Here is a 19,398-nt window from a genome sequence, read left to right on the forward strand (position 1 = left end):
CATGACCGAGACGACCCAACGCCTGTTGACAATCATGGACGACGGCATCGAATCCGGCCTGGCCCGCTTCGATGAGAAAAAAGTCAGGGAGATCATCCACACCGTCATCCACAAGGAGGCGAGCCCGCGCCTGGAGGCCTACCTTTCCACTTGCGTTCACTGCGGGCTCTGCAGCGACAGCTGCCACTACTACCTCTCCCGGGACAAAGACCCCGCCTACTCCCCGGCAGGCAAAGTCAAAAAGAGTCTGCTGGCCCTGACCCGAAGCAGAAAAATAACCCCAGAAATTCTTAAAGAAGCGGCCATCGTTGCCTTCACCCACTGCAACCTCTGCCGCCGATGCACCCTCTACTGCCCCCTGGGCGTGGACATCGCCTACCTCATCGCCATGGTCCGGCGCATCTGTTTTCTCTGCGGGGTAGTACCCCACTACATCCAGGACACGGCCAACAGCCACTCAGCCACCTTCAACCAGATGTGGATCAAAAACGACGAATGGCTGGACAGCCTCTACTGGCAGGAAGAAGAGGCAAGGGAAGAGTTGCCCGACCTGACCATTCCCGTGGAACGCGAAGGGGCGGAGATCATGTACTCGGTCATCGGCCCGGAGCCCAAATTCCGCGCTCAGCTCATCTACCAGGCGGCGGTGATCATGGACAGGGCGGGCATCAGCTGGACCTATCCGGGCACCCGGGGCTGGGACAACAGCGACATGTGCATGTACACCGGGGATTACGAGATGATGGGCAGGCTCAAGAAAGCCCACTTCGACACGGCCATGCGCCTCAAAGTCAACCGGATCGTCATGGGCGAATGCGGCCATGCCTTCCGCAGCGTCTACGACACCGGCAACCGCTACCTGGGCTGGAAAACCCCGCCGGTCCCCGTGGTGCACGCCGTGGAGTTCTACCACGAGATCCTCACCGACAAACGAATCACCATCAAAAAAAAACTGGACACGCCCGTCACCTTCCACGACCCGTGCAACATCGTCCGGGGCAGAGGGCTCCACGAGATCGCCCGTGAGGTGACCCGCATGTGCTGTACCACCCTCATCGAAATGGAGCCCAACCGCGAACACAACTTCTGCTGCGGTGCAGGGGGCGGGGTCATCAACTGCGGCCCCAACTTCAAAAACGAACGGGTCCTGGGCAACCGAGTGAAAGCCGAGCAACTCATGGCGGCAAAGGCAAAAGGTGCCGACACCGTCATCACCCCCTGCCACAACTGCCACGGAGGCCTGGAGGACATCATTCACCACTTCGGCATCGATATGAAGATCAAATTCCTCAGCGATATCATCTACGAAACCATGGAGATCTGAAGATGACCCGATTTACCCGGACCTGCCTGCTGGCACTCACCCTGGCCCTTGCCGTCACCGGAGGGGCCTTTGCCTCTGTCCTGGAAGAGAGCATGGACGCCCCACGCACCCGCCCCCTCTCCCGGTTCGATCACGACACCCACAACGAAACCGCCGACCTTGAGGAGTCCTGCGCCCTCTGCCACCACCTCTTTGATGACGAGGGAGAGCTTCTCCCGGACGAAAGCTCGGAAGAGACGGCCTGCCGGGAGTGCCACGATAACGCAGCCAAGGGCGTCCCCAAAACCGAGGCCGCCTTTCACAACCGATGCAAAAGCTGCCACCTCTCCGTTAAATCCGGCCCCATCACCTGCGGGCAATGCCACGCAGCACATCAACCTTGAATGAAGGGCTTAAAAAACGCCTCCGGCGGCAAGGTGTGCCACCTTGAAAGCAGGTTGCGGATGCGCTTTGACCCTCGTCCCTCGGGTCAAATCACATCCGCCTTTAAAACGGCATTCATTTAAAATTTTTTTTAAAGACCTGTTTGTCAAACTTTTCAAAAGGTTGGCCCCCGGCAGGGCCGCCGGAGGCAATTGAAACCATTTCATGTGATGGGTTTCCCCTGCATATGCCCCCCCCATGGCGCCTTTCTCTCACCCGCACTTTGCGGTTGAACCCCGGGCTGCCTCAAGAGTATAACCACACGGGCGTACCAAACCATGAGGCACCCGCACCGCCCTCGACAGTCGCCATCTTCCCGGGCGCCTCGCCATCCCTTGCCTTAGCCCGGATGTTTCACGAGTCGGGTGCGCTTATATGCAAGGCATCAGAGCTGCAGATGTAGTGGTTTACCTCAAAGCTCTGATAACGCAGCAGATGAGTGCACCCGGCTCGCCCGAAGGGTGAGAAAATCGAGCAGAAAACCGTGTATTACATTTTGCATTTTTTAAATAGCTGAACCCTATTCAGTAATCCACTATAATCACACATCATTACTTTAACTTGGTCGTTTTCTCATGAAATATCCGGGTTAGAAGGAGCCCTGCATGGAACCACGCGTTCACGAACTGATTGCCGCCCTGGATCTCACCCCCCACCCCGAAGGGGGCTACTACCGGGAAACCTATAAATCGGGCCTTTGCTTTGACGCCATGGCCGAAAACCCGTCCTTTCCGGGGCGGCGCAGCACGGGGGCCGCCATCTACTTTCTCCTGGAAGGCCGGGACATCTCCCGGATGCACCGCATCAAGGCCGACGAACTCTGGCACTTTTACGAAGGAACGCCCCTCACCGTCCACGTCATTCACCCCGACGGCACCCTGGAAGACATTCGCTTAGGCTCCGACATCGCTCGGGGCGAAACCTTTCAGGCCCTTGTGAAGGCAGGATGCTGGTTCGGCGCCTCCCTTGAGGGAGACGGCCACGCCCTGGTGGGCTGCACCACCCATCCCGGCTTTGAATTCGAAGACTTTGAAATGGCCGAACGAGACGACCTCCTCTCCCAATGGCCCGAACACGAGGCGGTGATTCGTAAACTCACGCCCTAACCCGGATATTTCATGAGAGAACGACCCGTATGCAATAATAGAACATCATTACAGGTTGTTACTGTGAAAAAATTAGACATTTCAAAATACAAAATGTAATTCACGGTTTTCTGCTCGATTTTCTCACCCTTCGGGCCAACCGGAACAGGCACCATGATGCCCCCTTTCGAAATCCACCTTGTTGTCCATGGAGAGATCGGCTGGTTTTTCGCGCGTAAAAACCGGAAGGCGGATCTTTGCCTGGTGCGGGACAGGCGGGCCTCCATCAAGGACATCCTGGAATCCCTTGGCCTGCCCCACACCGAGGTGGGCCGCCTTCTTGCAGACGGGATGGAGGTGGGGTTCAACCATGTACCGGTGCATGACTGCCGCGTCGACGTCCATCCCGTTAACTCGCCCTTTGACGTCACCCGGCCCACCGTGTTGCGGCCCGAGGCCTGGGACAAAATCCGCTTTCTCGTGGACGACAACGTAGGAAGGCTCGCGGGCCTCCTGCGCGCCGTTGGCGTGGATGCCCTGCATACCCGCGGAACAACGGATTTCGACCTTGCCGCCCGCTGCGAGGCCGAGCACCTCATCCTTCTCACCCGAGACCTGGGGCTGTTGAAACGCAAGCAAATCCTTTTTGGCCGCTACATCCGGGAGAGCGATCCCTATCGGCAGCTCAAAGAGGTCCTTTCCGTCTTCGGCATTAACGGCCCCTATGCCTTTTTCTCACGCTGTTTTCTCTGCAACTGCCCCCTTAAGCCCATCGAAAAAGAGACCGTTTCCCACCGCCTGAAGCCGGAAACCTGCCGATACGTCTCGGCCTTTTCCTCTTGCCCGTCCTGCCAAAGGCTCTACTGGCACGGCCCACACGTCAGGCGCATGCTGCGCAAAATGGCTGACGCCGGCATTGATGTTTCCGGTGCAAACACTCATCTCCTTGATTAAAACACCCTAAGACTGAAGAAATCCATCAGTCCGATTTATTGTTTCAACATCTTTAATATCAGGCCGTTAGACACATGTCGTTATTTCAATCAGCGCCACAGCGCTTTTCCCTTGCTTTTTCTCCCCTCAACCCATAAATAACCAGGCTCTTTTCCGAAAAAAACAAACGATCACCACGGGCATGGTCCTCACCGGGAGGGCCGTGCCCGTTTTTTTGTTCCGCTATGGTTAAGATTGCATAAGATTAAAGAGAGATTGATGGTTGACCTGATCAAACGAAGCACGAGCAGCGTAAAAAACGACGTCACCTCCGGACTCACCGTGGCCCTGGCCCTGGTACCCGAAGCGGTGGCTTTTTCCTTTGTGGCCGGAGTCGATCCCCTGGTGGGGCTCTATGCCGCCTTTATGGTGGGCCTTGTCACCTCCATTTTCGGCGGTCGGCCGGGCATGATCTCAGGGGCAACAGGCGCCCTGGCCGTGGTCATGGTCTCCCTTGTCAGGGAGGGCAACGCCATGGGCCTTGCCATGGCGCACCCCGTGGCCAACATGGGGCTGAACTACCTCTTTGCCACGGTCATCCTCATGGGACTGATCCAGGTGGCGGCAGGGGCCTTCAAGCTGGGAAAATTCATCCGCCTCATCCCCCACCCGGTGATGCTCGGCTTTGTCAACGGCCTGGCCATCGTGATTTTCCTCTCCCAGCTCAACATGTTCAAGACCGCTGATGCCGGTGTGGCCCACTGGATGCGGGGTCAGGACCTCATCACCATGGCAGCCCTGGTGATGGCCACCATGGCCATCATGGTCCTCCTGCCCAAGATCACCCGAAAGATCCCGGCGGCCCTTACCGCCATCCTGGTGATCACCGCCATCACCATCTCCCTGGATCTGGATGTGGCCACCGTGGGCTCCTTTATCCGCGACGGCGGCGGCGAGGGCCTCAAGGGTGGACTTCCCGTCTTCCAGACCCAGCTCTTCAGCCTCATCCCCCGGAACATGGAGACCCTGCGCTTTATTCTCCCCTATGCCATCATCCTGGCCGGCATCGGTCTCATCGAGTCCCTTCTCACCCTCAACCTCCTGGACGAAATCACGGAATCCAGGGGCAACAGCAACCGGGAATGCGTGGCCCAGGGCGCGGCAAACATCGTCACCGCCCTGTTCGGAGGCATGGGGGGATGCGCCATGATCGGCCAGTCCATCATCAACGTAAACGCCGGCGGCAGGGGTCGACTCTCCGGCATCACGGCGGCCCTTGCCCTGCTCTGTTTCATCCTCTTCGGGTCGGCCTACATTGAGCAGGTACCCATTGCAGCCCTCACCGGCATCATGTTCATGGTGGTCATCGGCACCTTTGCCTGGTCAAGCCTTCGCATCATGCATAAAATCCCCAAATCAGATGCCCTGGTGCTCATCTCGGTGTCGGTGCTTACGGTGATGTTCGACCTGGCCGTGGCCGTCTTTGTGGGCATCATCATGTCCGCCCTGGTCTTCTCCTGGGAAAGCGCCTTGAGAATCCGGGCCAGGAAACGCATAAAAGAAGACGGCACCAAGGTGTATGAAATCTGGGGCCCCCTCTTCTTCGGCTCCACCAAGATGTTTGTCTCCAAGTTTGACATCAAAAACGACCCCGACCAGGTAGAGATCGATTTCATCGAATCCCGGGTATCGGATTACTCGGGCATCGAGGCCATCTCCGGAATCGTTGAAAAATACGACAAGGCGGGCAAACAGGTCCGCCTCAAGCACCTGAGCACGGACTGCAAAAAGCTCCTCAACAAAGCCGACGCCAAATACCGGTCCATCATCCTGGAAAAAATCGAAGACCCCAGGTACCACGTGGTGGCCGACCCCAACGCCTTTAACTAAAAAAGGCCTCCGGCGGCAAGGTGAGGGCTCGGCCGAAAAAGAATCATACACTATCTCATGTTGGCCGTTTGATCGGTGAGTGCTGTTGCACGGGCCAATGCGTGTCTATTTTATTCTTTTCATGGCCCTGAGCCACCTTGAAAGCAGGTTGCGGATGCGTTTGGGCCATCGGCGTATTTACATCCTCCCCCGACCTCCCTTGTCTCCTGGAGCGCCGCACTCCTGTGCGGCACAGGTAACGACGGACTAAAAAGCCGCACCGGAGTGCGGCGCTCCGTTTCGTTCGATCTTTTTCGATTTTTTTGAAGCTCGCGGCCCAAGCGATAACCAAAGTCCAAACGCCATTCAAGAAGGGCTATCAAGACCTGTTTATGTTTTTTTAAAAGCTTAGCCTCCGGCAGTGCTGCCGGAGGCATTGGCTGAGTAGTACCCTTTCCCCTGCCTCTCCCATCCCGAAAATGTTCCACGCCACCTGAATGTTTGTAACCTCCCGCCACATATAAACGACTCATCTATACAGAAAACATCGTTCTTACAAACAAACACAAAATCATGAGGAGCCATCCGCATGCGAACAAATCGGTGGTTTGCCGTGGCAGGGGCCCTGTTTCTCCTGTGGGCCGCGGGCTGTGGTACCGAAGATGAAATGGAAGGGGTAAACATCCAGAAGAACGAGGCATCCGGCTTTACCCTCATGGATATCTTCGAGGGCGAAGGCGCCCTTGAGGAGGCATGGGATGCCATCGACGGAGAGATGGTCAACGACCTCTTTGCCGACACGGTGAACGACAACCCCGAGGCCTTCGTCACCTTTGCCTCAGGGGTCGACGACCTTTTGACCGTGAACCCGTCCCTCATGCCCGACATGTGCGGCAAAGACACACGGGGGCTCCTCGGGGTCCTCATGGCCCCCTCCCCCGACCACAGGGCCGTCGAAGGGCTGGAGACCTTTTATTCGGGAGCGCAAGCCACCGATTACACGCGGGCCTTTTACGCCTACCTGGACGATCTTGCAACGGACGTCCCTCTCCGGGACGAAGGGTATACCAACCAGATGCTCGCCAGCATCCTGTGCTACTGGTGGGATACCGACACCCCGGAAGAGTTTCTCGACGATCTCCGGGACATGGTCGACACCCTCACCGATCCGGACTTCGACGAGGACTTCCATGATTTTTCACGGATCATGGGAAAACTCCTCATCAGGTCCGACTACCCCATGTGGAAGGATGCCGACGGCACCCTCCTCAACAGCCGGGAAATCGACCCGCTGGTCCACGAAAACATGGGGCTGGGCAATGTCGTGGCCGGGGTCCACGCCCTGCTCATGGGCCTTGACGAAGTCATGAGCGACGAGCAGGCGCGCCTTTCGATCCACCAAATGATCAACGGGTTGGGGGAGATTTTTGACCCGGGCATCGACACCCCCCGGATGATCCGGGACCTACTCTGCGGCATGGAGGATCGCCTCACCCTGGGGGGCGAAGTGTACGAGGCCGACGCCACGTATCACCGGCATGACGGGGAGATCTACTCCGATGCGGAAATCGGCCTGGGCCTGCGGGAGGTGTTCCCCTATCTCATGCAATATTTCCTGCGAGCCGACAGGGAGATGGGCATGATTTCTGATGTGTTCGGCAACACCCCCTACCCCCTCGGGATCCTCTCCCAAAACTTCCATACCATGCAGTGGGACATCCCGAACGCTCGCATCGAAGAGTCTCTCTACGACATGCTACGACACGACCTCTGGGGCAGGGATCGCCTCACCGACCCCGAGGCCTTTCACACCTCGTTCCTTGAGAACCTGATGTTCTTCGCGGCCCTGGGGGCCCACACAGGATACGACGACGGGGGCAAAACAGGGGAAATAACGGACAGCGGCAACCCCAACTTCAACCACGGTCACGGAAAAGGGTGCGGCACCCTCACCGTCAACGACACCCTCTTTGCCATGACCACCCACAAAACCCTGGGCATGGGCATGTACGACATCGCCCTGCAATCCAAGGATTACAAGTACATGTTCCGTGGGCGTGCGCCCTTTTATGCGGACGGGCCGGAGATGGACGATTATCGTTTCCGCTACGACCAGAACTACCCCATCGGCCTCATGGTGGCGGGAACCCCGGGGGACATGGGCTCTCCACAAGGGGGCAGTCCCAGGCTGGAGGAAGACGGCACCCCGGTTCTCAACGGTTATCGCCCCTACGGAGCCACCGGAGTGGAAGACGACAACATCGCCCTCAACACCATGAGCGCCTCGGTTCGCGCGGCATGGCACGCGGAAGGCCCCTACTACTATGCCCCGAAGGCCCCGCAAACCGTCACCTTCCGCAACCGAACCTGGCAGATCACCCACACCCCCGGGGGCCTTGTGTATGCCTGGATCAACAAACCCTCTGCTGACCCGGCCACCTGGGAGTACCTCTACCCTGCCCAGTTTGAAGGCCAGGCCATGGAAGAGCAGGCAAGCCTTGCCGTGCAGTACGGTGTTCCCACCCACGCCCTCTTCACCTCGGACATCGACCTGAAAGACGGCGTGGACAACAGCATCTGGACGGGAAGAAAACTGGAGATCCTGCTGGGCCCCGACCGCAGGGCCACCATAGACTTCGATAAAAACCAGAAATACTTCCGGGACGACATTGTCTCCATGATCAACGAGGCCTTTGGCGAAGCTGTCTGCTTTCCCCACAACGAGGGCGACGGGGAATACCTTCATATTGTCAGCGACTGCGGCCCCATCCACCTGGACAACGCCGCCTACAACCCCCTGGGGGCTTACTTTAAACATAGTGCGGGGCTTTTAGACGACGTCGACGTCGCCGTGGAAGCGTTTCGGGTCTCCGGGGACGCCACCGTATCCATAGCCGTGGACAACGCCCCGCCCGTGCCTGTTGCCTTTGAAAGCCCCTCCCGGACCTGGACCGCTCACATGATCATAGAGCGACTGCGTGGCCAAGGGCTCACGGTCCGCCCCTTTGGAACCGGCATCGAGATCCTCGGTGCCAGCCCCGACCCCGACGTCGGCCGCATTGACATCACCGATGTGTCGGGACAAGGCGTCATCGATTTTTTCGGGGGCGCCTCATCCACTGTAACCGGCTACATCCATCGCATGGAGCATTACAAGGACGCGTGGCGTTCCGACTACTACCTGGGGAAACTGGGCGGCACCTACTACACCGTGGGCTACGACGCCTCGGGGAACCTTGCCATGCCCGAGGTGCAATCGGGTGAGGAGGCGGGGTCCCTCATCGTAAACGAGCTCATCGGCGACAACGACCCCGTGCGTGAGTGCGCCAGCCATGAAGAGGCCCTCTTCCGAAACTACCAGTTCTTTTTTGCCGAGCGAAAATTCGTGTTGGTCATGCCCATTCACGTCACCGTCCTGGGATCTGAAGCGGCCTTTATCTTTCAGGTGATGGAGGCCAACGGGTACACAGGGTTCATGAACGGGCGCAAATACCTGGACAACCAGATGTGGGCCAAAAAACGAGCAGACGGCCCATCCGAGCTGCCCGGGGACTACCGCATGTGCATCCGGGTGATCAGCGAGGGGCTCATCGGGAGCATCGCCGTCACCGAAGAGTCGGTCTACAACGACACCATCGACTGCGGGGTGGCCTTCAACGCCATCTTTCCCCACAACTCACCGGTTATCTACCGCATGGGCTTTCCCCGGGCGCCCCTGATCTGCCACGGCACCGATGCGGAGGGCAACCCGGTCACCGACGCCCTGGTGGGCTCCCGGGAGTTCGAGGTGGGCGACGAGATCTGGCAAAACCGCAACGCGGTGCTGGTGATCCTCCAGGCCCTGTGGGGCAGCCTGCACCGCCACACCGAGGTGGGGTACGAGTCCACACGGGGCGGGATGCTCTCCTTCTTCGACATGATGGCCTACCTGCTGAAACCCCTGTTCTACTACCAGAAAAACGCCGGCCAGTGGCCGCGTGAATGCTGGAAACCGCGACTTATTGAAGGCCGTGATTTTCTTTATCCCAGTGCGGACTTTTACGACGATCAGCCCATGGCCACATGGTACGGAAGCGAAGAAGAGCGCGGTTACTACCGCCCGGCAAAGGTACAAACCCTCATCACCCTGCTCACGGACAGCGACCCTTACGGAGAGATAAACCCGGACGGCACGCCTCTGCGGTGCGATGGGCTCCTTGCCCGGATGACAGAATACGATCTGGATAACGGACCTGCCCGCTCTCGCCTCCTCACCGGGCTTTTTGCCTTTCTCCAGCGCCTGGGCGATCCCGCCTTTGACGACGCCTCCTCTCCCGCATGCGCCGACGAAACAAACGCCGCCTGCGAGCAATGGGGCCCGAGGCGGGATATCCTTTTCGGCCTGGAGCAGATCGTCAGCGCCGTCCGCATGACCAAAGCACCGGCCACGGCATTGAACGAAACCAAAAACATTCCCATTGTCTTTCCGTCCTGGCTCTTTGCCCAGGGGGACTTAGATGCCCCGACCCACCTTCGGGAAGAGGACCTTCTCCTGGACTGGGGCATCGACCTCATTGTGGGGGAGGACGAAACAGAGGAAGAGGAGGGCCGGGGCCTGGCCGACTACCCGGACGACAAACTCACCGACGCGGACTGGGATGAACTCTACGACACCGTCCACCTGCTGGAAGGGATCCTCCACCCCAGCAGCCCCCACAGCATCACCGACAACCTTCTGGGGCTCCTTGACTCCGTCATGGCAAAGCCCACCCCCTGCGACAGCTTCCAGCTGACCGGGACCCTCTACGCCCTGGGGCGCCTGTTTGCACGCTACGATGCCGAAAAGGACCAATGGGTCCACCAGGGCGACGAAGGATTCGACGATCTCTACAACCTCCTCAAACACAGGTTCCCCGAGATCCACGCCATTTTGGACGACGACACCGGAACAACCTACCACGCCTTTCTGGTGATCCTTGCCGACCTGCTCAAGGAAAAGGGGCTGGTGGAGTGCCTTGTGGACGATGTCACCATCCCCTCGGGCTGGGACAAGGTCCTCACTGACCTGTACGCCTTCTTGGGCAAACCCGTCATCACGGAGCACGATCCCCTCTGGTCCACCCTGGCCTCTCTTTTGGGCGACCTGGCCCATGCAGTGGACCTGGCCCGGGACGTCACGCTCCTGTGGGATGTGTATGAAAAATATGGCCTTCAGGTAAACGAATAGGAGCAGGTTTTGGTGAAAAAACGGCCTCCGGCGGCGAGGTGAGCCACCTCGAAAGCTGATTGCCCTTGCGCTTCGTCCCTCGTTCCTCGGGCCTAAGCGCAAGGGCCTTCGACTCGGGCTTCGCCCGGTAGAAAAGCGGATGGTTTGCGCGGGCTGATCCACACACCTCGAAGCAGCAGGATACGTTGCCGTAACGTCTTTATTATCTTCTGCTTTCAAACAAGCCAAAACCGTTATCAAAACCTGTTTGTCAAACCCAAGGCATCTAAATTGGCAAAAGTTTGGCCCCCGGCACGGCCACCGGAGGCATGCCCTTGCTTTTTAATTCCACCCCACCCTTACAACGACTCTGGAGCGACAATGAAAAAACTGATTGCATGCATGGGAACGATTCTGTTGATGATCACCTTCAGCCGGTCCGCCTTTGGGAGCAGCTTCGGCACCACGTACGGTTTTTCTCCACGGGGCATGGCCATGGGCAACGCCATGACCGCCCATGTGGACGACTGGTCTGCAGTCTACTACAACATGGCCGGTTTGGGGCGAACCCTCGCCCGCATCGAACGAGCCGCCGAGACCGGTGAAAAAAGCGGCATCAACCAGCTCTCGGTGAACTACCTCCACACGGTGCCGTCCTTTGACCTCAACATCAACCGCTTCGACCCGGACACGGGAAGCCCCCTGCCCACCCACGGTGCCGACGACCTCGACTTCGGAACCTATGTCATGGGCATGGCCATGGACCTCAACATCATCTATGAGATGCCGGAATGCATCTCGTCGGCCCGTATGGGCCTCTCCATGGGCATCAACGATGATCTCACCGTAGTCAAGATCAACGACATCGACCCGCGCACCCACAACTTCATGCGGTACGGACGGGAAGCCCAGCGGGCGTTGATTATGACTGGGGCGGGATTCGGGTTCATGGAAGACCTCTTCGGCCTGGGCCTGGGGCTCAACATCTCCTTCGGCGGTTCCGGCACCATCGACCTGTCCGACCTCCAGATCACCGAGGATGAACAGATCCCCGTGGACAACGCCATCATGGACATCTCCCTGGAACCCACGGTGGTGGCCGGTTTTTACATCAGCCCCGGAAAAAAATTCGACGCCCTTGAGGGGCTGGAGCTCGGTTTTTCCTACAGGCAGAAGTCCAAGCTCGACATCTCCCCCCTGCAGACCGTGGCCGTCCTCGAAACGGGCAATGTCCTTCTCAACCTGAGGCTGGCCCTGCTGGATTACTTTCAGCCGGACATCTACACCTTTGGCACCTCCTACGCCCTCAGTGACAGGCTCATTGTCTCCCTTGAGGCGGAGCTCCAGAAGTGGTCCGGGTTTGAAGTCTCCCTCAACCACGAAGAAAACTTCGGGGACGTGCTCCCCGAGCTGGACGACATCGTCGTTCCCAAACTGGGCATCGAATACCGCCTCACCCGACGGCTGGCTTTTCAGGGAGGATACTGCTTCGAGCCCAGCTTTATCCCGGACGAAGGCCTCACCGACACCATCAACTTCCTCGACAACGACAAGCACATCCTCTCCGTGGGGACAAGCTACCGCCTTCCAAGCTTCGGCCGCATGAAACGCGACATCAATTTTTACGCCGCCTACCAGCATCAGATCTTCGACGACCGGGAGGTCACGAAAACCGAGCCCACGGGCGTCAATCCCGACTACAGCTTCGGCGGGACGTGCAACACCTTTTATGTGGGCATCACCATCGACATGTAAACGCCGCCATCACGCCGAGGGCGTTTCAACAACACAGTGGGCGGGGCTGTTCAGTCGCGCCATGGAAAGGAGGATCCCCAGAATGCTCAAGGCTGCGAACACCAGAAACGCATCGTGCATGGCAAGCAGGAACGACTCCCGGGTGGCCTGCTCGACGGCCCTGTCCCCCAGGTGACCTGAAACAACCAGTGTGGCAACCGTCATGCTCACGAGCATGCCCAGGGTGCGCATGGTGGAGACCAGACTCGATGCCAGGCCGTAATGTACGGGCTCCACGCTCCCCATGACCGTCAGCATGTTGGGGGTGGAAAACAGGGCAAAGCCGACCCCCATGACGGCAAGGACGGCAACGATCCTCCCGAAGCCGGTGTCGCCATCCACGGTGGCGGCAAGGGCCAGGCCCGCAACGCAGATCACCATGCCCGTGGTGGCAAGGGTCGCCGTCTGAACCCGCGTGGCCAGGGCCCCGGCCACCGGAGACAGGGCCGCCTGGAGCAGGGGCTGGTTCACAAGGATCAGCCCTGCGGTGTGCGGAGCGACGCCTTTAACGACTTGAAGGTAGAGGCTGAAAAAAAAGGTGAGGCCAAAGGAGGCGGCGTAGTTGATGAGGGTCGCCAGGTTGCTGAAGGCAAACACGCGCCGGGAGAGCAGCAGGCGGACATCCAGAAGGGGTGCCTCCTTTTTGTATTCATAGAGAAAAAACAGAACCAACCCGGTAATGCCCAGGGCTGCCATGGCCTGGAACCGAAGACCGGCGGCCTGGTTCACCACGCCCACGATCAGCAGGAACAAGGCCCCCATATACAAAAAGCTGCCCGTGGTATCGAACCGCGTCCCCGAAGCCTCCGCCCACTCGCCCTTAAGCTTTAAAACGGTGAGGAGCCATGCCACACTCCCGGCCCCTGCCCCCACATAAAAGATCCATCGCCAGCCCAGGTGCGTGATGAGAAAGCCCCCCACCACAGGTCCCGCAGACACCCCGAGGTAGACGCAGCCCACCACCGCCCCCATGGCCTTGGCCCTCTTCTCAGGCGGAAACACCGAGGAGAGAATGGCCAGGCTCGTGCCTGTAATCATGGCGGCACCGCTGCCCTGGATAAAACGAAACAGGATAAACAACGCCACCTCACCTGCCAGGGACGCTGCCAGGGTAGCAGAGGTAAACAGGAGGATACCCAAAACAAACACCCGCCTGCGACCGTAGATATCCCCCAGGCGCCCGCAAGGCAGAAGGAACAGGGAGACAGCAAGGATGAACACCGTCTCCACCAGCCCCAACTGCACACCGCTTGCACCGAATTCCCCACCGAGAACGGGAAGAGCCACCCCCACCGCGGACATCATAAAAGGCGTCAAAAACTGAACCGTACAGACAATGCTTAAGGTAACCCACCCCGAGGCCTGACCCCGGGCCATGGGCACCGCTGTTGCATCCGTTCTGTTCTGATGTACTGAACCCATTGGCATCGCTCCTTTTTCGATTTTCTCCACAAAGGCCCCCTTTGCCGAACAATTTTTCTGTCGGGGCTTCGACCCGTTGCGAGGCGTGACCCATGGATGCCTCACACCGATTATGTTCCACAGAGCATGCCAATATTCTTTCAGCCATAAATTCAAGCCATTGAAAAAAATCCTCGGATAGTGTGTCGCATACGACGCCCTTAAGGTGCCTGATATGCCACCTCAGACAAAAAAAGCCCTGATACGGCACCTTCGAACCGCAAAGGAAACGGGTGGGAAATAGCCGTGGCTTCGTTCCAACAAAGCACATCGCAACATTGCATTTGAACGACGAAACGGAATCGTATAAGAGATGTAGTGCTTCATCGAAAAAACGAGCACTAAGGGGAGAGACAGATGGATTTATATGACATGACCTTCTTTGGGGAGGCCACCAACAGGATCTGCGGAAGCCTGGACATCCACACGGCACTGGATCGGTGTTTTCACTATCTCAAGGACCACATGCCCATCAACGGCATCGCCATGAACACCTACGACCCTGAGAAAAAAGAGGTCGGGAACATCGCCATTGTCTCCGATCTCGACAACAACCGAATCCTCTCCTTTGACCCGGTAAAGCTCACACCGGAGGCCATATCATTCATTGAAAATTTTCCCCCGACGCCCGGCCCTGCCCTTATCCTCAACGTCCCCAACCAACAGGTTGTCGCAGACCTCGTCTGGAAAGCCATGGGCAAACCGGAGATCTCCCTGCTGCTGCTTCACCCCATTGTGGATGAGGTCAGGCTGGGGGTGGTCTTTATCTTTGCAGAAGGGTTTGATCGCTACGAGCCCGAACACTCCCGGCTCCTGACCCTCCTGCACGACCCCTTTGCCATGGCCTTTTCAAACACCCTCAAGCACCGGGAAGTGGTCAGGCTCACGGAAATGCTGGCCGACGACAACCGATACCTGACCCGTGAACTCCACCACCTGGCCGGTGATAAAATCATAGGAAGCCGTCAAGGACTCAAACACGTAACGGAGATGGTTCGGCAGGTCGCCCCCCTCTCCTCCCAGGTGCTGCTCCTGGGAGAAACCGGGGTCGGCAAGGAGGTCATCGCAAACGCCATCCACTGCGCCTCCCCCCGGGCAAACAAGCCCTTTATCAAAGTCAACTGCGGGGCCATCCCGGACGAGCTCATCGACAGCGAACTGTTTGGGCACGAACGCGGGGCCTTCACCGGGGCGCTCCAGAAAAAAAGGGGGCGGTTTGAGCGGGCTGACACGGGAACGATATTCCTGGATGAAATCGGAGAGTTGCCCCCACAGGCACAGGTACGCCTCCTTCGGGTCCTGCAATCCCGCGAGATCGAACGAGTAGGCGGTACGGCCCCCATTGCCCTGGACATCCGGATCATCGCGGCCACCAACAGGGACTTGGAAGAGATGGTTGAACGGGGAGAATTCCGACAGGACCTCTGGTTCAGGCTCAATGTCTTCCCCATCCTGATCCCGGCCCTTCGCGACAGGCCCGTGGACCTGCCTGAACTCACCGCCTATTTCATCGAGCGAAAGGCAAAGGAGATGAACATCCACCCCGTTCCGGTTCCTGCCCCCGGGGCCCTGGCGGACCTGTCCCGACACGACTGGCCCGGCAATGTGCGGGAACTTGAAAACCTCATCGAACGGGCCCTGATCCTCCACATCACCTCCCCTGCCGGAACCCCGTTGCGGTTTCCCGACCTCGACTCACCGGAACCGACCGCTCCCGCAACGCCCCCACCGCTTCCCGGAGACACCTCCCTCAACCTGGACGATGCCATCCGTCATCAGATCCACAGAGCCCTTGAGGCTACCGGTGGAAGGGTCAAAGGCGACAACGGAGCCGCTGCCCTTCTGGGCGTCAACCCCAGCACCTTGAGAAACAAAATGAAAAAGCTGGGTATTCCGTTCGGGAAGAGCCTCAACCCGGATATTTCATAAAAAAACGACCAAATCAGAGCAACAAGGTATTATTACAGACTGTTAAAAACAAGCCTCCGGCGGCAAGGTGAGCCACCTTGAAAGCTTATTGCCGCTGTGCTTTAACCCTCGTTCCTCGGGTTAAAGCACAGCGGCATTTTTCGTAAAATTGTGTTCTTGACTTTTCTGTGCAACCACGGCCCTCAGCCAAAACATCGTAAAAACTTAACGTAAATGCACTTTGCCCACACAAGCCACGGTGTTTCGTTTATCGCTTCGGGTATCCTACGGGAACAAGATAAAGGGGGCTTGCTTCCTTCGGCAGTTTGAGGAGCTCTCCGATGCGGTCGTCATGGAAGGCCCCCACGGGAACGGCCCCCAACTTAAGCGCCGCTGCCTGCAGCAAAAGATTCTGGCAGGCATGCCCGGCCTCCATGTCCACATAACGAGTGGCCCTTCCTTTGTATTTAACCGCCACCCGTTCATACACGGCGGCAAACACAACCACGGCCGGGGCATCCCCCACGGCCCTCTGGTTCAGGGCAGCTTTTTGGAGGGCGTGTCGCAGATCCCCCTGTATCTTCAGGGACAGTTCATGGTGCTGCGGGTTGTACCGGTAGGCCCCTTCCGGCAGGACAACAAAGGTTTCCAAAGGGTACAACGCCCCGGACGACGGGGCGGTGCGCAGGCCCTTTACCGCATCCGTCATGCCCTGAGCAGCCCAGAGCAACTGGCCGATCTGAGCCACGGTGAGCGGCTCTTCGCCAAAGGAGCGGACAGAACGTCGGCTGGCAAGGCTCATGGCCAGGGTGGCCCCGCCCGCAGTATCCGGTCGGGGAAGCCGGATAACGTCTCCTGCCGATTGCGCCATGACAACCATGGTCACCCAACTTAGAATAGTCATCTGCCGAGCCTCCTTCAGGCCACTCCCTGTGCAAAAGAACAGCCCGAAAAACAAGCGGGGGCCGTGGCCCAATCCAGACCACGCCCCCCTTGGTTTATCCTGTGAAAGGGATCTCCCTTCCGTGATGGTTACGCTGTTCCCCGGCTCCCCACTGCCAACCAACCCAATGGATAATCGCAGCAAAAGGAAAACCGGCACCGTTTGTGGTTCACACCTTTATCGGAGGGGACCCTTCTTTGAACTCTCTCATGATTTTCTCCCTGAACTCCGGTGTATCCTGATAGCCGTGGCACTGTGTTCCGTGCTGCACAACGGCTTCGAGCAGCTCTTCTTTGGTGTCTGCCGCAAGGGCGACTGAACACTTCGTATCGCTCGGATGGTTGCGGCAATCGATAAAATATCGTGACATGGTCTTGTGGCTCCTCTTCTTGGGGTGACCATGGTGCGGAAAGCATTCCCGGGATGGGCACGCCGACCGCCCTGCAACAACAAAAATGAGGAGCCCGACAAAGCATCGAAAAATCATGATTCCGTGATCATCCCGCCCCTCATTTCAAGGCCCCGATTATACCATATCTAAAAGAAAAAATGAGTGGTTCCATGGCAAAATATTACGCACTCTGTCTGTGAGCTACGAGCTTCCACGGTGGCCCACCTTAGCTCCGGAGACTGCTTTTTCACCCAAAAAAGCCATGGAAGGCGGCGCTCTGTGCTTTGTTTTGGGGCGGTCTTAAAACGCTTCTGAAATCCCGACGTAGAGCCCGTCCGAATAATCTTCGCCCACGGCATAATCAACCCGAAAATTAAGCCGCCGCTCTTCGCTCAGCAGATAACGCAGCCCTGTCCCTGCGCTGGAATAAAAACTGTCCCGGCTCAGGTCCCCTGGGTCAAAAAGCACCGCCTCCCCCACAAACCCCACCACGGCCCACTTTGGTCTCCACTGCCAGCGATACTCCACCTGAGTGCTGATCAGATGCTGGGCGATATTCTCACCGGCAATATAGCCGCGAAGGTCAGCTTTTCGCCCAAGGGTCGACAAATCCGAATAGGGTGTGTCGCTTGGTGTAAAACGGCCGTACGCACGCCAGGCAATGACATGCCCGGGCCGATATTGGTTGTACCCGTTGATGAATCCGTCCAACACGCCGTACGACTCGTCATTGCCCAGTTGTGTCGGGTTGGTCATGAGAGCGGCCTCGGCGTAGACCCCTTCATAAGGAAAAAACCGATTGTCCCGGGTGTCGTACGAGAACACAGGCCCCAGGGAGGCGCTGAGGTTATCGGTGGCGTTAACCGCTTCAAGGTACTGATTCCCAGACTCGTTGTCCGGAGAGTAGCCGATGTCTTTGACCACCCCCCGCATCCCGACAAAAAAGTGCTCACCGAAACGATGCAGCACATTCAGGTGAAACGCACGGACAGTTGTCGTAAAATCCGCCCGCTCCGGCAGTTCATCCACATTCAACTCGCTTTTCACTCCGATGTCGGCAACAGCTGTCTTGATGCGCCACCTGTCGTTTGGCAGCAGGTTTCCCCCGAGGGCCAGCAAGTGGCTCCCGCGATCTGTATAGAGGCCCGTCAACCCCAGGGACGACGACTGCACGTTCTCATCTTTCGGAGCCAGATCAAAGAGGCCCATAAGGGTGGCTCCGCCCCCGTTGCCGAAATTGGGGTTGGACACGACCATGGGGGCTGCCACGAATTCGAAATTATAGGTGCCGACGGGTTCCTCCCCGCGCAAATCGGCGGGGGCCACTATGATAATGACCAACCCAAATATGAAACGCATAAGCGAAGGAGAACGGCGCATATCGATTTTTCCTTTTCGACGAGCCACGTCTTTTTCAAGGCAAAACCGCATCGAAGGGCCCTCTCACCAAGAATAAAACGTAACCACAATACGAAAGAATACGCCATCCGATGAGAAGGGATGGAAATGAGCCACTCAAGGAAATGTGATTGCCTCAAACTAAGATGTGCTAAGGATTTATAGACGGCGAAAAGCTTGCCGAAGTATAGATATGAATTTATAAAAAGGCTTTTACTCTACGATGCTTGATCCTTTACTTTTAGCATGTCGACTCTCAGCAGGCCACCAAATATTGGAATCACTCACGATACATTGGGATGCGAAGACCAAAACATAAAAGGGCATAATTCGCTGGATGCGGACCATGCCCTTAATGATCTTACTCGAAAAAAGAACGGACGTCACTGTTGTCCAAAATAGGATTTGACCGGAAGTAAACCGGTGAGAATTTGAAAAGATGCTCCTTATAAGGCATGGTTAAGTTTGCAAACAAAGACCTCGCCAAACAAGGAGCATATCAATGGTACGTCATTCCAGCCTTTTCAGTCAAATCGTAGGTTTTTTTGACCGTAACCAGTTTGCCCGTTTAGTCTCCAAGCACGACGCAGAAAGAAACTCGAAGGGCTTCAAGTGCTGGGATCATTTTGTTTCCATGCTTTTTTGCCAAATAGCCCAAGCAAAAAGCCTCCGAGAAATATCCGG

At 57.6% G+C, this 19,398-nt stretch carries 14 protein-coding genes; 9 read left to right on the forward strand and 5 right to left on the reverse strand.

Annotation, left to right across the window (positions count from 1 at the left end):
* Position 1: 1 nt before the first annotated feature.
* Together tmcB and BLQ12_RS23130 are read left to right on the forward strand one after the other, a co-directional pair.
* The gene (gene tmcB / locus BLQ12_RS23125) at positions 2 to 1,324 is read left to right on the forward strand and encodes an electron transfer complex ferredoxin TmcB (RefSeq protein ID WP_092214611.1); all 1,323 of its coding nucleotides are present in this window, start codon (positions 2 to 4) and stop codon (positions 1,322 to 1,324) included.
* Positions 1,325 to 1,326: 2 nt separating this feature from the next.
* On the forward strand, positions 1,327 to 1,707 hold the full coding sequence (locus BLQ12_RS23130; protein WP_092214613.1) for a cytochrome c3 family protein: 381 nt from the start codon (positions 1,327 to 1,329) through the stop codon (positions 1,705 to 1,707).
* A 9-nt stretch (positions 1,708 to 1,716) separates the two neighbouring features.
* On the opposite strand, the gene BLQ12_RS27140 is transcribed toward BLQ12_RS23130, so the two are convergent.
* Positions 1,717 to 1,914, reverse strand: coding sequence for a hypothetical protein (locus tag BLQ12_RS27140; RefSeq protein WP_139164076.1), 198 nt, complete (start codon positions 1,912 to 1,914; stop codon positions 1,717 to 1,719).
* Between the two features lie 438 nt (positions 1,915 to 2,352).
* Between BLQ12_RS27140 and BLQ12_RS23135 the strand changes: the two genes are divergently transcribed.
* The 5 genes from BLQ12_RS23135 (at position 2,353) to BLQ12_RS23155 (ending at position 12,574) form a co-directional block, all read left to right on the forward strand.
* A complete protein-coding gene (locus BLQ12_RS23135) occupies positions 2,353 to 2,853 on the forward strand; it encodes a cupin domain-containing protein (RefSeq protein ID WP_092214615.1) in 501 nt (166 codons plus the stop codon).
* Between the two features lie 153 nt (positions 2,854 to 3,006).
* Positions 3,007 to 3,786, forward strand: a complete 780-nt coding sequence (locus BLQ12_RS23140; RefSeq protein ID WP_092214617.1) for a Mut7-C RNAse domain-containing protein — start codon at positions 3,007 to 3,009, stop codon at positions 3,784 to 3,786.
* A 258-nt stretch (positions 3,787 to 4,044) separates the two neighbouring features.
* A complete protein-coding gene (locus BLQ12_RS23145; RefSeq protein ID WP_092214619.1) occupies positions 4,045 to 5,655 on the forward strand; it encodes a SulP family inorganic anion transporter in 1,611 nt (536 codons plus the stop codon).
* 568 nt (positions 5,656 to 6,223) lie between these two features.
* The gene (locus tag BLQ12_RS23150; RefSeq protein ID WP_092214621.1) at positions 6,224 to 10,840 is read left to right on the forward strand and encodes a hypothetical protein; all 4,617 of its coding nucleotides are present in this window, start codon (positions 6,224 to 6,226) and stop codon (positions 10,838 to 10,840) included.
* A gap of 360 nt (positions 10,841 to 11,200) precedes the next feature.
* Entirely contained in the window at positions 11,201 to 12,574 is a 1,374-nt protein-coding gene (locus BLQ12_RS23155; protein ID WP_092214623.1) for an OmpP1/FadL family transporter, read from the forward strand.
* 9 nt (positions 12,575 to 12,583) lie between these two features.
* On the opposite strand, the gene BLQ12_RS23160 is transcribed toward BLQ12_RS23155, so the two are convergent.
* On the reverse strand, positions 12,584 to 14,035 hold the full coding sequence (locus BLQ12_RS23160) for an MFS transporter (protein ID WP_254782101.1): 1,452 nt from the start codon (positions 14,033 to 14,035) through the stop codon (positions 12,584 to 12,586).
* Positions 14,036 to 14,431: 396 nt separating this feature from the next.
* On the opposite strand from BLQ12_RS23160, the gene BLQ12_RS23165 reads away from it, so the two are divergent.
* Complete coding sequence (locus tag BLQ12_RS23165; protein WP_092214625.1) at positions 14,432 to 16,003, forward strand: sigma-54 interaction domain-containing protein; 1,572 nt, start codon at positions 14,432 to 14,434, stop codon at positions 16,001 to 16,003.
* 247 nt (positions 16,004 to 16,250) lie between these two features.
* On the opposite strand, the gene BLQ12_RS23170 is transcribed toward BLQ12_RS23165, so the two are convergent.
* The 3 genes from BLQ12_RS23170 to BLQ12_RS23180 all read right to left on the reverse strand — a co-directional run bounded on the left by BLQ12_RS23170 (position 16,251) and on the right by BLQ12_RS23180 (position 18,573).
* Positions 16,251 to 16,886, reverse strand: a complete 636-nt coding sequence (locus BLQ12_RS23170; RefSeq protein ID WP_217640386.1) for a SagB/ThcOx family dehydrogenase — start codon at positions 16,884 to 16,886, stop codon at positions 16,251 to 16,253.
* Between the two features lie 208 nt (positions 16,887 to 17,094).
* Positions 17,095 to 17,295, reverse strand: coding sequence for a DUF1059 domain-containing protein (locus BLQ12_RS23175; RefSeq protein ID WP_092214629.1), 201 nt, complete (start codon positions 17,293 to 17,295; stop codon positions 17,095 to 17,097).
* A 321-nt stretch (positions 17,296 to 17,616) separates the two neighbouring features.
* The gene (locus BLQ12_RS23180; RefSeq protein WP_175470025.1) at positions 17,617 to 18,573 is read right to left on the reverse strand and encodes a BamA/TamA family outer membrane protein; all 957 of its coding nucleotides are present in this window, start codon (positions 18,571 to 18,573) and stop codon (positions 17,617 to 17,619) included.
* A gap of 643 nt (positions 18,574 to 19,216) precedes the next feature.
* Between BLQ12_RS23180 and BLQ12_RS23185 the strand changes: the two genes are divergently transcribed.
* Positions 19,217 to 19,398: DUF4372 domain-containing protein (locus tag BLQ12_RS23185; RefSeq protein ID WP_139164077.1), on the forward strand; the 182-nt coding region annotated here is incomplete at its 3' end.

Origin of the sequence: Desulfoluna spongiiphila (assembly GCF_900101345.1) — a bacterium.
Taxonomy (GTDB): Bacteria; Desulfobacterota; Desulfobacteria; order Desulfobacterales; family Desulfolunaceae; genus Desulfoluna; species Desulfoluna spongiiphila.